Origin of the sequence: Stappia sp. 28M-7, from assembly GCF_014252955.1 — a bacterium.
Taxonomy (GTDB): Bacteria; Pseudomonadota; Alphaproteobacteria; order Rhizobiales; family Stappiaceae; genus Stappia.
In genome coordinates this window covers 2,128,824-2,144,079 of record NZ_JACMIA010000001.1, presented here as the reverse complement: position 1 = coordinate 2,144,079, position 15,256 = coordinate 2,128,824, and the positions used below count along the sequence as shown (strand labels likewise).

The window sequence follows — 15,256 nt, the reverse complement described above, 5'->3', positions numbered from 1 at the left end:
CCCACGAGAGACATGACAGGCAGCGACAGCCCCTGCATCCGCCTCTGCCAGATCAACCCGGCGACGGGCCTTTGCGCCGGCTGCCTGCGCACCTTGGACGAGATCGCCGGCTGGGCGAGCTTCTCGGAGGCCGAGCGCCGCGCGATCAATGCCTCCCTCGCCGGCCGGTCCGCCTCCACAGCGGAGGCACGCTGATGTTTCGCGGCAAGACGGCAGGCCTCGTCATTCTCGCGCTTCTGATCGCGGTGATCGCCACGGCTATCGTCGCTTACCTGTTCGGCTTCGACATGCCGGGCGACGAAGGCGGCTATTCCGAAACCGGTCCCCGCATCGTCGCGCTGCTGGCCTTGCTCGTGGTGATCGGCGGCTCGATGCTCGCCTCGCCGCGCCAGGTGCCGGCGCTGCTGCGCAGCCTGCTCATCTGGGGTGCCCTCGGCGCGCTGCTGGTCACCGGCTATGCCTGGCGCGACGAACTGGAGGTGGTTGCCCGCCGCGTGGTCGGAACGCTGGTTCCCGGCATGGCGCTTACCGATCCGCAGACCGGCACCATCACCATTATCCGCGACCGTTCCAGCCACTACCGCATCGCGGCACAGGTCAACGGCGCCGATGTCGACTTCCTGTTCGACACGGGAGCTTCGGCGGTCACGCTGACGGATGCGGATGCGCGTGCCGCCGGGATCGACCCGGCGACGTTGTCCTATACGGTTCCGGTGTCGACGGCGAACGGACGCACCCAGGTCGCGACGGTCCAGCTGGACCGGTTGCAGATCGGCGATTACACGCTTCGCGACCTGCGCGCCTTCGTTGCACATCCCGGCACGCTGGAGACCAGCCTGCTCGGCATGTCGGCGATGGACCGGCTCCGGAGCTGGCGCGTCGAGGGCGACCGCCTGATCCTGGAGCCGTGATCCGTCAGCCCCACAGGCTCCAGGCGAAGCGCGCGGCCACCGACAGCAGGAACAGGCCGAAGAAGATTTCCAGATAGCGGCGCGGCAGGGCGTGGGCGATCTTGACGCCGAACGGTGCGGCCAGCGTGGTGATCGGAATGATCAGCGCCACACCGAGGAGGTTGACGTAGCCGAGCGAGAACGCCGGCAGGTTCGGCTCACCCCAGCCGGCCCACATCATGCCGATGACGCCGGGAATGGAAATCAGCACGCCGGTGCCAGACGAGGTCGCAACCGCCTGGTGGATGGGCCGGCCGTAGAGGGTCATGAAGGTGTTGTTCATGACGCCGCCGCCGATACCCATCAGCGCCGAGAAGAAGCCGATCAGCACGCCGCAGATCGCCCTGACCGGGTTGCCGGGGATGTCGCTGCCGATCTTCCAGCTCTCGCGGTTGAATAGCATGCGCAGGCCGACGATCACGGCGATGCCCGCGAAGATGCCTTTCAGGCCGTCGCCGGAGACATAGGCCGCAACGAGACTGGCGATCACGACGCCCACAGGAACGGGAATAAGCCAGCTCTTCAGCAGCTCAAGGTCGGCTGCGCCGCGCTTCTTGTGCGCCATGAAGGAGCGGATTGACGTCGGCACGATGATGCCGAGCGAGGTCGCCACGGAGATGTGCATGCGCACCGCCTCGTCGACGCCGAGCCAGGTGAGGAACTGGTAGAGCACCGGCACCAGCACCGCCCCGCCGCCGATGCCGAAGACGCCGGCCAGCAGGCCGGCGACGGCGCCCGACGCAACAAGGGCAAACGCGAGGCCGACGACCTCGCCGTTGATCGACGAAAAATCCATGAAAGCCCCCACTGGATGCGGCGCGGGAAGGAAGCGGGGACGGGCGGGCCGGACTCAGCCGGTCGCCTACCCCGTGGCTTCTAACTGACCCAAGGCGGCCGCTTTGTCCAGTCCGGCACTGGCAATCTCGGCAAGGGCCTCGTCCAGAACCTCGATGCCGGCGCCCGGTTTCACCGCGTCCACGGTGAGCCGCCGGCGCCAGGACCGAGCGCCCGGAACGCCGTGATAGAGCCCCAGCATGTGCCGCAGCATCTGGTTTGCCCGGCCGCCCTCTTCGAGCCGCGCCAGGATGTACGGACGGAAGGCCTCGACCGCCTCCTCGCGCGTGGCAACGGGATTTTCCGCCCCATGCAGGCGCCGGTCGACATCGGCAAGGAGCCACGGGTCGTGATAGGCCGCGCGGCCCAGCATCACCCCGTCGACGCGCTGAAGGTGCGCCTCCGCCTCGTCGAGATTGGAGATCCCGCCATTGATGCCGATATACAGATCCGGCAGGCGCTGCTTCAGCCGGTAGACGCGGTCGTAGTCGAGCGGCGGAATATCGCGATTTTCCTTGGGCGACAGGCCTTTCAGCCAGGCCTTGCGGGCATGCACCCACAGCGCGTCGACACCGGCCGCCACGACGGTATCGGCCAGCCGGTCGAGCGCCTCTCCCGGGTCCTGGTCGTCGACGCCGATGCGGCATTTGACGGTCACCGGGATCGAGACGACCTCGCGCATGGCGGCAACGCTTTCGGCGACCAGCTCCGGCTCGCGCATCAGGCAGGCGCCGAAGCGGCCCGACTGCACCCGGTCGGACGGACAGCCGACATTGAGGTTGACCTCGTCATAGCCGAAATCCTCGACCACGCGCGCGGCCTGCGCCAGTTCGCGCGGATCGGATCCGCCGAGCTGGCAGGCGACAGCGTGTTCCATGGCGTTGAAGCCAAGGAGTTTTTCCCGATCGCCATGAATGACGGCGGCCGCGGCAACCATCTCGGTATAGAGCAGCGCATGGGAACTCAGGTGACGGTGGAACGCTCGGCAGTTGCGGTCGGTCCATTCCATCATCGGTGCGACGGCCAGGCGCGTGACCGTCGGTAGATACAGCTTTCCAGCCACTTAAAGGCTTCCTTGTGTCTCGCTCGCGCTCGTTCTGCACCAAATACGCCGAATTTCAACCCTGGCCCGGCGCAATGTACCAAATAGGATTCCCATGCACCAAACAAGGAATCCGCCATCGGCGCGCTCCGTCGCCCGGGAGGGCCAAGCTTTCAGGTGAGCGATGAGATCGTCGCGGAGTGTACGGCCCGCGACCTGTAGCGGGGGCCGGTCGGTAGAGCGCGGACGGCGACCTCCGCGGGCCTGCAGCCTTCGGCAGCCACGTGAAGCGTGCCGCGCGGCTCTTTCGGCACTTCTTCGGCCACCTGCGAGAGGGCACATTCCGCCCCCGTTCAATCGGTTGCATATTTTTATCTTTATAACTTTGGGTAGAAATTTCGTAGGGTAAAAGACGGCGATCCAGCGTACGACGCATGATTCGACCGCCACCAACCAAAAGGAGATTAGCATGAGGAACGCAACTCGCCTGCCTCGCACCGTCGCCCGCGGCCTCTCCGCGCTCGGCCTTGCCGGAGCACTCGGTCTTGGTGGAGGCATGGTCGTCCTCGGCACTACCGCACCGGCAATGGCCTGCAACGACGAATCCTACATCGGCTCCGTCTGTGCCTTTTCCTTCAACTGGTGTCCCAACAACTGGCTGCCGGCGGATGGGCGGCTGATAGCTATCAACGGCAACCAGGCGCTCTACAGCCTGATCGGCACCCAGTACGGCGGGTCTCCGCAGAGCGGCCAGTTCGCTCTTCCGGACCTGCGCGGCCGGGCGATCATCAACTACGGCGCAGGTGCCGGATTGTTGCCGCAGCCGTTCGCAAGCCTGTCCGGCCAGCCCACCACCACGCTCACTGTCTCCAACCTGCCGCCGCACAATCATCAGGCGACATTCACCGGCGTTGGCGGAGGCATGGTTTCGGTCAACGTGCCGGGGAGCCCGGGCACGCTCGGGGTTAGTGCGGCACTCAATGCAAAGGACGAAACCGGAGGCGGCACCCTCGCGGCAGATTCCTATCTGGGCAAGGCTCCGTCGTCGGGCACCCAGGCCGCATACATCTATGTTCCCTCCACCAGCACAGCGACAGACATTCCGCTGAGCGGCCTCGACGTCCAGTTGACCGGCACCCCCGGCCATGGCCCCGTCAGCTTTACCGTTCCGACGGGCATCACCGGAGGTGTCGTCACGGTGGGCAACACGGGTAACGGCATCACCTTCAGCAATCAGTCGCCATCGCTGGCAATGACCTACTGCATCATGATCAACGGGCTCTATCCGCCGCGTCCGTAATAATCCTATGCGTCCATAACGACACAGCACCTATAAATTGTACGGTCGATGGTTTACCGCCATTGACCGTACGCCCGAAGCACTTCAAGAAATGATTGAATTGCAGATTCTGGTTGCATCGAGATCAAGCGCTCTCACCTCCCATAAGGAGGCCAGCGATTTAAGGAGCGGGCCACTTTCCCCTGACTCACCCGTCGTGACGAAGATCGCCTCGGAGGTCCGGATTATTGCGCAAGGCCCGCATAATCGTCGCAATTTCAGAAAGCTGCCCTCACGAGGATACATCCTCAAAATTGACGGGACAGGGCATGCGGGGCACACGGCCGGTAACTGGAACCAGCAGGTATGGGACAGCAGGAGATGGCGCATGCTCCCCCCAGCCCACAACCTTTGCGAGGGCGGCATCAGCGCTCACGAACGACACCTCTCACGCTCGAATGACTTGTGCCGGGTCTCGAACGGCACGCCGGCTGCTTGTGCAGTTCTCGTTCCTTGTCCTGACCGTCTGGCTCGCTCTGTGCGCCGGCACCATCGACGCCCACGCACTCTCTGCCTCCTGTTCGCAGATCAGCAGCGATTGGGGTACAGGCCGAACGCTCACCACGGCGGACGGCACCTCTCAGTTCTACCGGGAATATGACAGCCTCGACGTTGGCGAAACCGTGACCTGGAGCGCTGTCGGCAGCGGCACCCAGGGCAGCCCCACCTACGCGAACTATTACGTCGGAAACTTCGACGACTGGGATCACCACGACGCGACAACGACCAACGCCAACATTTCGGATGCCGGAACCTATACCTTCTCGGCGGGCCGGACGTTTGCCGCGTTTGAAGTCGTCGTGAACAAATCGGCATCGGCCCCGGACGTTCCTGTAACGATGACACTAACCGTGTCCTGTTCTGCGGGCGCCCCGGTCACCATCACCTTGAGCCCGGCCGCCGGCAGCCTTGCCAATGGCGAAGTGGGAACCGCCTACAGCCAGACCTTCACGGCCTCCGGCGGCACGGGTCCCTACACCTATGCGGTGACCGCTGGCGCCCTGCCCGATGGCCTGACCCTCGCCTCGAATGGTGCTCTCACCGGCACCCCGACCACGGCGGAGACCGCCAACTTCACCGTCACCGCGACCGACGCCAACAGCGACACCGGCAATGCGGCCTATTCCATCCAGGTCGATGCGGCGCCGGTGGTCATTGCGCTCACACCGGCAGCCGGAAGCCTCGCCAATGGCGAAGTGGGTACCGCCTACAGCCAGACCTTCTCCGCCTCCGGCGGCTCCGGGCCCTACACCTATGCGGTGACCGCTGGCGCCCTGCCCGATGGCCTGACCCTCGCCTCGAATGGTGCTCTCACCGGCACCCCGACCACGGCGGAGACCGCCAACTTCACCGTCACCGCGACCGACGCCAACAGCGACACCGGCAATGCGGCCTATTCCATCCAGGTCGATGCGGCGCCGGTGGTCATTGCGCTCACACCGGCAGCCGGAAGCCTCGCCAATGGCGAAGTGGGTACCGCCTACAGCCAGACCTTCTCCGCCTCCGGCGGCACCGGGCCCTACACCTATGCGGTGACCGCAGGCGCCCTGCCCGATGGCCTGACCCTCGCCTCGAATGGTGCTCTCACCGGCACCCCGACCACGGCGGAGACCGCCAACTTCACCGTCACCGCGACCGACGCCAACAGCGACACCGGCAATGCGGCCTATTCCATCCAGGTCGATGCGGCGCCGGTGGTCATTGCGCTCACACCGGCAGCCGGAAGCCTCGCCAATGGCGAAGTGGGTACCGCCTACAGCCAGACCTTCTCCGCCTCCGGCGGCACCGGGCCCTACACCTATGCGGTGACCGCAGGCGCCCTGCCCGACGGGCTGACCCTCGCCTCGAACGGTGCTCTCACCGGAACGCCCACCACGGCGGAGACGGCCAACTTCACCGTCACCGCGACCGATGCCAACAGCGACACCGGCAACGCGGCCTATTCCATCCAGGTCGATGCGGCGCCGGTGGTCATTGCGCTCACGCCGGCGGCGGGAAGCCTCGCCAATGGCGAGGTCGGAACCGCCTACAGCCAGACCTTCTCAGCCTCCGGCGGCACGGGTCCCTACACCTATGCGGTGACCGCAGGCGCCCTGCCTGACGGCCTGACCCTCGCCTCTAACGGTGCTCTCACCGGAACGCCGACCACGGCGGAGACCGCCAACTTCACCGTCACCGCGACCGACGCCAACAGCGACACCGGCAACGCCGCCTATTCCATTCAGGTCGATGCCGCGCCGGTGGTCATTGCGCTCACACCGGCAGCCGGAAGCCTTGCCAATGGCGAGGTCGGAACCGCCTACAGCCAGACCTTCACGGCCTCCGGCGGCACGGGTCCCTACACTTATGCGGTCACCGCGGGCGCCCTGCCCGATGGCCTGACCCTCGCCTCTAACGGTGCTCTCACCGGAACGCCGACCACGGCGGAGACCGCCAACTTCACCGTCACCGCGACCGACGCCAACAGCGACACCGGCAACGCCGCCTATTCCATTCAGGTCGATGCCGCGCCGGTGGTCATTGCGCTCACACCGGCAGCCGGAAGCCTTGCCAATGGCGAGGTCGGAACCGCCTACAGCCAGACCTTCACGGCCTCCGGCGGCACGGGTCCCTACACTTATGCGGTCACCGCGGGCGCCCTGCCCGACGGCCTGACCCTCGCCTCGAACGGTGCTCTCACCGGTACGCCGACCACGGCGGAGACCGCCAACTTCACCGTCACCGCGACCGACGCCAACAGCGACACCGGCAATGCGGCTTACTCGATCCAGGTGGATGCGGCACCTGTCACCATCACGTTGAGCCCGGCCGCCGGCAGCCTTGCCAATGGCGAAGTCGGAACCGCCTACAGCCAGACCTTCACGGCCTCCGGTGGCACGGGTCCCTATACCTATGCGGTAACCGCAGGCGCCCTGCCCGACGGGCTCACCCTCGCCTCTAACGGTGCTCTCACCGGCACCCCGACCACGGCGGAGACCGCCAACTTCACGGTCACCGCGACCGACGCCAACAGCGACACCGGCAATGCGGCCTATTCCATCCAGGTCGATGCCGCGCCGGTGGTCATTGCGCTCACACCGGCAGCCGGAAGCCTCGCCAATGGCGAGGTCGGAACCGCCTACAGCCAGACCTTCTCCGCCTCCGGCGGCACGAGCCCCTATACCTATGCCGTCACCGCAGGCGCCCTGCCCGACGGCCTGACCCTCGCCTCTAACGGTGCTCTCACCGGCACCCCGACCACGGCGGAGACAGCCAGCTTCACGGTCACCGCGACCGACGCCAACAGCGACACCGGCAATGCCGCCTACTCGATCCAGGTGGATGCGGCACCCGTCACCATCACGTTGAGCCCGGCCGCCGGAAGCCTTGCCAATGGCGAAGTCGGAACCGCCTACAGCCAGAGCTTCTCCGCCTCCGGCGGCACGGGTCCCTATACCTATGCGGTGACCTCTGGCGCCCTGCCCGACGGCCTGACCCTCGCCTCGAACGGCGCCCTCACCGGAACGCCCACCACGGCGGAGACCGCCAACTTCACGGTCACCGCGACCGATGCCAACAGCGACACCGGCAATGCGGCCTACTCGATCCAGGTCGATGCGGCACCGGTGGTCATTGCGCTCACACCGGCGGCCGGAAGCCTTGCCAATGGCGAGGTCGGAACCGTCTACAGCCAGACCTTCTCCGCCTCCGGCGGCACCGGGCCCTACACCTATGCGGTGACCTCTGGCGCCTTGCCCGATGGCCTGACCCTCGCCTCGAACGGCGCCCTCACCGGTACCCCGACCACGGCGGAGACCGCCAACTTCACGGTCACCGCGACCGACGCCAACAGTGACACCGGCAATGCGGCCTACTCCATCCAGATCGATGCCGCGCCCGTCACCATCACCTTGAACCCGGCGGCCGGCAGCCTTGCCAATGGCGAAGTGGGTACCGCCTACAGCCAAACCTTCTCCGCCTCCGGCGGCACGGGGCCCTATACCTATGCGGTCACCGCAGGCGCCCTGCCCGACGGCCTGACCCTCGCCTCGAACGGTGCTCTCACCGGAACGCCGACCACGGCGGAGACCGCCAACTTCACCGTCACCGCGACCGACGCCAACAGCGACACCGGCAACGCCGCCTACTCCATCCAGGTCGATGCAGCGCCCGTCACCATCACCTTGAGCCCGGCCGCCGGCAGCCTTGCCAATGGCGAGGTGGGAACCGCCTACAGCCAGACGTTCTCCGCCTCCGGCGGCACGGGGCCCTATACCTATGCGGTGACCGCAGGCGCCCTGCCCGACGGCCTGACCCTCGCCTCGAACGGTGCTCTCACCGGAACGCCGACCACGGCGGAGACAGCCAGCTTCACGGTCACCGCGACCGACGCCAACAGCGACACCGGCAACGCCGCCTACTCCATTCAGGTCGATGCGGCGCCGGTGGTCATTGCGCTCACGCCGGCCGGAGGTGCGCTGCCGCAAGCAACTGCCGGCGAGGACTACACCACCTCGATCACCGCCAGCGGCGGCACGGCGCCGTATATCTACAGCGTCGCCTCGGGAAGTCTTCCAGATGGCCTGGTGCTCAACATCTCGACCGGCCAGTTGAACGGCCCGCTGGATCCCGATACCGAGGGCAATTACAGCTTCACGATCCAGGCGCGCGATGCCAACAACGTCACGGGTTCTGCAGCCTATACCTTGACCGTCGACGAACAGACCGTGACGGTGAGTGACAAGGACGTGACCGTGCCGCCGGGCTCGACGCCGCCGAACGTCAACCTGACGAGCGGCGCGACGGGTGGACCATTCCAATCCGCGGCCATCGTCTCGGTCGAGCCGGCCAATGGCGGCACGGCCCAGATCGTCTATGGCGAGTTCGCACAGCTCGACAGCGCCCCCGCTCCGGTCGGCTTCTATCTGAAGTTCACGCCGAACCCGACCTATTCGGGCCAGGTGCGGGTGCGTTTCACCCTCACCAGTTCGCTCGGCACGTCCAATGTGGGCACGGTGGTCTACTCCCTGGGCTACGATCCGCAGGCCGTTGCCAACGAAGTCCACGGGCTGGTCCATGATTTCGTCCAGACGCGCCAGAACCTGCTGAGCTCCACGATCAAGATCCCGGGTTTGCGCGAGCGGCGGCAGATGAAATCGGCGCGCGATGTCATCAACATGCGGATGATGCCCTCCTCGCAGGGAGTGACCCTCGGGTTCGCGACCAGCCTGGCGCAGATGTCCGCGGCGAGCGACGCGATCGAACGCAGCCTCGGTGTCGATACGTCCGCCTTCAACGTGTGGGTCGATGGCACCTTCGCCGTGCACAATCGCAATGCGAACGACAGCCGTTGGGGCACCTTCGCGCTGTTCTCGGCCGGTGCGGACTATCTGCTGTCTGAGCGCGCCCTCATCGGCGTCTCCTTCCACTTCGACCGGATGAGCGATCCGACCCGCGACGATGCGCGGCTGACGGGCAACGGCTGGTTCGTTGGCCCCTATGCCTCGTTCGAACTCGGCCGCGGCGTGTTCTGGGATACCAGCCTGCTCTACGGCGGATCGTCGAACGATATCGACACGCGGTTCTGGGACGGCAAGTTCGACACCAGCCGGTGGATGTTCGATACATCGCTGTCCGGGGTGTGGCAGCTCGACGAAGCGACGACGCTGGCGCCCAAGCTGCGGGCAGTCTACCTGTCGGAAAAGATCGACGACTACAGCGTCAGGAACGCTGCCGGCAACGTCGTGGGAATGGACGGCTTCACGGTCGAACAGCTGCGCGTCAGCCTGGGCGCCGAGCTTGCCCGGCAGTTTATCCTCGAAGACGGCATGGTCGTGACCCCGAGCATAGCCCTGACGGGCGGCTTCGCGGGTCTTGGCGGATCCGGGGCGTTCGGATCGGTCGGCGCGGGTGTGGAACTCGCCAATGGCGGCATGTGGAGCCTGGACGGCGCACTCCTCTTCAATATCGAGGGAGATGGCCAGGCCTCGGCCGGCGGCAGGATGGGCTTTGCTGTCCGGTTCTGAACCGGACAGCGGGACGGAAACGGGCGGCGAGACGGGGCGGCACGACCGCTGGCGCGGCTTATGCAGCCACGCTTTTCCGAAAAGCTCCTGCTTTGTGTAAAGGCGCTATTTCCTGAAAAGGATGCGCAGGACGTCGTCGTCCGAATTCAGGAAGTCGCAATCCACGCGGAAGACCTCGCGGAGCAGATCGGGGGTAAGCACGTCGGCGGGCACGCCGCTGGCGACAACCTGTCCCCGGTGCAGCACCAGCAGCCGATCGCAGAACATCGCCGCATGGTTGAGATCGTGCAGCGCGACGATCGTCGTCAGCCCCAGCTGCGCGACGAGACGCAGCAACTCGAGCTGGTGCTGGATGTCGAGGTGATTGGTCGGCTCGTCGAGGAACAGCTCGCGCGGTTGCTGGGCCAGTGCGCGGGCGATGTGGACACGCTGGCGCTCGCCGCCCGACAGGCTCTGCCAAGCCTCGCGGCGAAACCCGGTCATGCCGACCTGTTCCAGAGCGGTGTCCACGGCCTCGGTATCGGCCGGCTTCCAGGCCGCAAGCGGACCGCGATGCGGCGTGCGGCCAAGGCGCACCACATCCTCCACCGTCACGTTCACATCGGTCGCGGCGTGCTGCTGAACCAGCGCCACGCGCCGCGCCAGCTCCCGGCGGCCGGTGCGCGCGATATCCGTCCCGTCGAGCAGCACGCGGCCGGACGCCGGGCGCCGCAGCCCGGCGAGCAGGCGCAGCAGCGACGACTTTCCCGAGCCGTTCGGCCCCAGCAGCCCGAGCACCTTGCCAGGCTCGACATCGAACGACACGTCGTCGACGATCGTCTTGCGCCCGACGCGCCACACCAGATTTTCGGCACGCACGCTCATGTCGCAGGCCTCGCGCGGTACAGGATCAGCGCAAAACACGGCACGCCCACCAGAGCCGTGACGATGCCGATGGGCAGGGTCTGCTGCTCCATGATGCTGCGCGAGACGATATCGGCCAGCACCATGAACACGGCGCCGACCAGCAAGCAGGCCGGCAGCAAGCGCATGTGGCCGGGCCCGATGAGGAAGCGCACCGCATGCGGGACGACCAGGCCGATGAAGCCGATGGACCCGACCATGCTGACGATGGTCGCCGTCATCACCGCGGTGACAGTGAAGAGGATAATGCGGACTCGCTCCACGGGTATGCCCATGGAGGCGGCGGCGTCATCGCCGAATGTGAAGGCATCGAGCGCGCGTGCATACCAGATGCACATGCCAAGACCGAGCGCGATCACCACGGCAAGCAACTGGAACTCCGGCCAGCGCACGCCGCCGAGGCTCCCCAGCAGCCAGAACATCACGTCGCGCGCCTGCTGCGCATTGCCCGAGGTGGTGACGACATAGGCGGTGAGCGCATTGAAAAGCTGGGCGGCCGCGACACCGGACAGGATGGTACGGTCGGCCCCGCCCCGCCCGCCGCCAGACAGGACCGCCACGAAGACGAAGGCCGCCAGCGCCCCGGCAAAGGCGCCCATCGAGAGCGTGACCGCGCCTGCGCCGACACCGAGGATAATGACCGCGACGGCCCCCGTGGAGGCGCCGGCCGAGATGCCGAGCACATAGGGCTCGGCCAGCGCATTGCGCAGCAACGACTGGAGGATAGCACCGCACATAGCCAGGCCCGCGCCGCAAAGGGCGGCGACGAGCGCACGGCTGAGCCGCAGGTCCCAGATGACGCTGGCCTGGATGCGGCTGATCTCCGCTGAGGTCCAGCCGAACTGGTTGGTCACGGCGAGCACGACGGTTCGCAGCGGGATATGCATCTCGCCTATCCCCACCGCCGTGGCGATCGCCAGCATCAGGATTGCCAGCGCCCCCACGAGCAATACCGCGAACCGCAGGCTCGCCCTGGACGGGGATATCCTCACTTCAGCAGCCCGAGCGCCTCGAGCTGGACCGCGATTTCCTCCGCGCCGTAGATGGTGCGGATGGTCGGGTTCATCGCCGCCCCGTTCATGGTGACGATATAGCCGTTCTTCACGGCCTCCATCTGGCTGACCGTCGGATCGTTCTTCAGGAAGGCGATCTTGTTTTCCACCTTGTCGAGATCCCAGCGATCACGGTCGAGGGAGGCCGCGACGATCACCGTCGGATTGGCGGCGATGATGCCTTCCCAGCCCACGGTGGGCCATTCGGTCTCGGTGGTGATGGCGTTGCGACCGCCCAGCACATCGGCGATGAAGCCGGAGGCGCCGTTCTTGCCGCCGAGATAGGCATTGTCAGCCACCGACGGGCTGGAGAACCAGAACAGGAAGGTCAGGTCCGGGTTGTTCCCGAAACGGGCACGCAGGTCCGCCTCGCGCTTCTTGAACTCGGCGATCAGCTGCTCGCCGCGGTCGGCAACGTCGAAGATCCGCGCAAGCTCTTCGATCTCCTGGTACAGGAGGTCCATGTTCCAAAGCTGCTGGCGGCTGCCATAGAAGTCGCCGGTGTCCTTGCGCGTGTTGCAGATGCCCGGAGCCAGGTAACTCGGGATCCCGAGCGTATCGAAATCCTCGCGCTTGGACACCTTGCTGTCAGGCCCGAGCAGCAACGGCAGCTGGGCGGCAATGAAGTCCGGCTCCTGTGCCAGGATCGACTCCAGCGTCGGCAGTTCCACGGTGAGCAGCTTCACCTTCTCGTTCGCCTCGGCGAGCTCCGGCAACACCTTGGTCGGCCAGAAGGCGGAGGCAACGAGACGGTCTTCAAGTCCCAGCAGCAGCAGGATTTCCGCGCTGTTCTGGCCGAGCGCAACCGCCCGCTGCGGCGCCTTCTCGATCGTGACCTCCACACCGCAATTGGTGATCGTCAGCGGATAGCTGGTCGGCTCGGCCTGGGCCGGCGAGAGGGCAAGAGAGGCCAGAGCGAGCGTGGCTGCGGCAAGGGGAAGTCTGAAAGACATGAGGATTAGTCCGCGCATCTGAGGGGGATGCGCGAGAGCTACTCCGACGGGAGAGCTAATTCAAGAGTATTTCACTCATGTTTTTTATCCCCTTCCCCAACTGGCCCTCAGGCCAAATGGATATAGCTGCCGGGAGCGGGCTCGAGCGGGGGTAACCCCTTGTCCGGCGCGCCGATGGCCGGAGGTATCCCCTCTCCGCTGCTGCGGGCAAGAAGCCAGGAAGACCATTCCGGCCACCAGGAGCCGGGACGCGGCCGGTGCTGCTCCTGCCAGCCGTCGGGGCCGGAATAATGGGCGCCGGCCGGGCGATGCGACAGGCGATAGTGCCGGCGCGGATGGCCCGGCTCGCTCAGGATACCGCCATTATGCCCGCCCTTGGTCAGCACGAAGGTCAGGTCGTTGTTGGTGAAAAGCTGGGTCTTGTAGACGGATTTCCACGGGGCGATGTGATCGGTCTCGGTGGCGACGACGAACATCGGCGCCGAGATATCCTTCAGGGCGATGACCCGCCCCTCGACCGCGAAACGGCCGGCGGTGAGCCGGTTTTCAAGGAACAGACCGCGCAGATACTGCGAGTGCATGCGCGCCGGCATCCGCGTCGTATCCCCGTTCCAGACACCGATATCGGTGGGAAGATCGTCCTGGCCGAGCAGATAGCGCCGCACGGCGCGGGTATAGATCAGGTCCTCGGCGCGGATCGCGGCGAAGGTGCGCGCCATTTGCGGGCGGTCCAGGTAACCCTGGTCCCACATCATATCCTCCAGGAACGCCACCTGGCTCTCGTCGAGAAAGAGCAGTAATTCCCCGGCTTCGACGAAATCCACCTGCGCGGCCATCAGCGTGATCGAGGCAAGGCGCTCGTCGCAGTCGCGCGCCATCGTGGCCGCGGCAATCGCCAGCATCGTGCCGCCGAGACAATAGCCGACGGCATGGATGCGGCGCTCCGGAACGATGGTCGAAATGGCGTCCAGCGCGGCCATGACGCCGCGCGTGCGGTAGTCCTCCAGCGACAGGTCCGCCTGTTCGGCGGTGGGGTTCACCCAGGAGATCATGAAGACCGTGAAGCCCTGCTCGACGAGGTATTTCACCATCGAGCTGCGCGGCGACAGGTCGAGGATGTAGTACTTCATGATCCAGGCCGGAACGATCAGGATCGGCTCGGCCTGCACCGTCCCGGTCGCCGGCGCATACTGGATAAGCTCAATGATATCATTGCGGTAAACGACCGTTCCGGGCGTGCACGCGAGGTCGGTGCCCAGTCTGTAGCCCTCGGGCGGCGGGTCGTGGCGCTGGGTCAGCGTCTTGACCATGTCCTGCGAGAAATGCGTCGCCCCTTCCACGAAATTGCGCCCGCCCTGCCGGACGGTCGCCTCGATGATCTCCGGATTGGTCAAGGGGAAGTTGGAGGGCGAGACGAGGTCGAGCATCTGCCGCGCCATGAAGCGGGTGCGGTTGGCATCCTGCTCCTCCAGCCCGCGCAGGCGGTCGGTCGCGTGGTCCCACCAGTCCTGAACCGCAAGAAAGCCCTGTTTCCAGACGCGGAACGGCATCTGCTCCCAGCCGGGATGCTCGAAACGGTGGTCGAAATCCTTCGGGACAAAGGGCGCGCTCGCCTCGCCCTCGGCACCCGGCATGCAGGCCGCCGCCAGTTTCAGCGCGTTTTCCTGTGCTCGTTCAAGCAGCTCCAGCTGGCGCCCGGGCGCCCGGCTCATGTGCAGCGCCCAGTCGCTCCAGGCCTCCATGAAGGCATGCGGCGAAAGCCCGCCGGTCACCCGCGCAACGGCGGCGCGCACGCTGCGATCCATCGTTTCGTGCAGATGGCGGGCAGGCTCCTGCGGGCCTCGCACGACCGCCGGCGGCACGGCCGGCGGAGTGCCGACCGCGGCAAGGGCGGTCCCGGCAAGGAGTTCCGTTTTCTTTTGCGCAGGCTTGGTCACGGCGGCCTCGAAAAACGCTGGGCGTGGGACGGTGCGGTCCGCAGACCGAAGCTTGATCCTGACAGATGCCGGGCGGCGCGCCTTGATCTGTGTCAGCCCCGCCTGGAGAAAGCGCTATGCCCCCGCCGGTCACCCGGAGCTCAGGTGCTGGGCATCTTACGACATTCTCGAACGAAATTCAGATTCAAGAATGTCCGGCAAGATCATGTTTCCATTTCGATTTTCGAACCTGCCCCACTCC

At 66.0% G+C, this 15,256-nt stretch carries 10 protein-coding genes; 4 read left to right on the top strand and 6 right to left on the bottom strand.

Annotated elements, in window-relative coordinates:
* Nucleotides 1-12: 12 nt before the first annotated feature.
* Both H7H34_RS09300 and H7H34_RS09295 read left to right on the top strand, forming a co-directional pair.
* The gene (locus H7H34_RS09300) at nt 13-195 is read left to right on the top strand and encodes a DUF1289 domain-containing protein (protein WP_120268139.1); all 183 of its coding nucleotides are present in this window, start codon (nt 13-15) and stop codon (nt 193-195) included.
* The gene (locus H7H34_RS09295) at nt 195-911 is read left to right on the top strand and encodes a retropepsin-like aspartic protease family protein (protein ID WP_185925026.1); all 717 of its coding nucleotides are present in this window, start codon (nt 195-197) and stop codon (nt 909-911) included. Before H7H34_RS09300 ends, H7H34_RS09295 begins: the two co-directional genes overlap by 1 nt.
* A 4-nt stretch (nt 912-915) precedes the next feature.
* On the opposite strand, the gene H7H34_RS09290 is transcribed toward H7H34_RS09295, so the two are convergent.
* Nucleotides 916-1,746 carry a sulfite exporter TauE/SafE family protein gene (locus H7H34_RS09290; protein ID WP_185925025.1) on the bottom strand — a complete coding sequence of 277 codons (831 nt, stop codon included), beginning with the start codon at nt 1,744-1,746 and terminating at the stop codon, nt 916-918.
* A gap of 66 nt (nt 1,747-1,812) precedes the next feature.
* Nucleotides 1,813-2,796 (bottom strand): tRNA dihydrouridine(20/20a) synthase DusA, encoded by a 984-nt coding sequence (dusA, locus tag H7H34_RS09285; protein WP_185926487.1) that lies wholly within the window; start codon nt 2,794-2,796, stop codon nt 1,813-1,815.
* Between the two features lie 499 nt (nt 2,797-3,295).
* Between dusA and H7H34_RS09280 the strand changes: the two genes are divergently transcribed.
* Together H7H34_RS09280 and H7H34_RS09275 are read left to right on the top strand one after the other, a co-directional pair.
* Nucleotides 3,296-4,126 carry a phage tail protein gene (locus tag H7H34_RS09280; protein ID WP_185925024.1) on the top strand — a complete coding sequence of 277 codons (831 nt, stop codon included), beginning with the start codon at nt 3,296-3,298 and terminating at the stop codon, nt 4,124-4,126.
* Nucleotides 4,127-4,602: 476 nt separating this feature from the next.
* A complete protein-coding gene (locus H7H34_RS09275) occupies nt 4,603-10,170 on the top strand; it encodes a putative Ig domain-containing protein (RefSeq protein WP_185925023.1) in 5,568 nt (1,855 codons plus the stop codon).
* 105 nt (nt 10,171-10,275) lie between these two features.
* Here H7H34_RS09275 and H7H34_RS09270 read toward each other — a convergent pair whose 3' ends face one another.
* The 4 genes from H7H34_RS09270 to H7H34_RS09255 form a co-directional block, all read right to left on the bottom strand.
* Nucleotides 10,276-11,034, bottom strand: a complete 759-nt coding sequence (locus H7H34_RS09270) for an ABC transporter ATP-binding protein (protein ID WP_185925022.1) — start codon at nt 11,032-11,034, stop codon at nt 10,276-10,278.
* The gene (locus H7H34_RS09265) at nt 11,031-11,996 is read right to left on the bottom strand and encodes a FecCD family ABC transporter permease (protein ID WP_120268396.1); all 966 of its coding nucleotides are present in this window, start codon (nt 11,994-11,996) and stop codon (nt 11,031-11,033) included. Before H7H34_RS09265 ends, H7H34_RS09270 begins: the two co-directional genes overlap by 4 nt.
* Before the next feature lie 65 nt (nt 11,997-12,061).
* The gene (locus tag H7H34_RS09260) at nt 12,062-13,078 is read right to left on the bottom strand and encodes an ABC transporter substrate-binding protein (protein ID WP_185925021.1); all 1,017 of its coding nucleotides are present in this window, start codon (nt 13,076-13,078) and stop codon (nt 12,062-12,064) included.
* 107 nt (nt 13,079-13,185) lie between these two features.
* Entirely contained in the window at nt 13,186-15,015 is a 1,830-nt protein-coding gene (locus H7H34_RS09255; RefSeq protein ID WP_371811373.1) for a PHA/PHB synthase family protein, read from the bottom strand.
* Nucleotides 15,016-15,256: the final 241 nt, after the last annotated feature.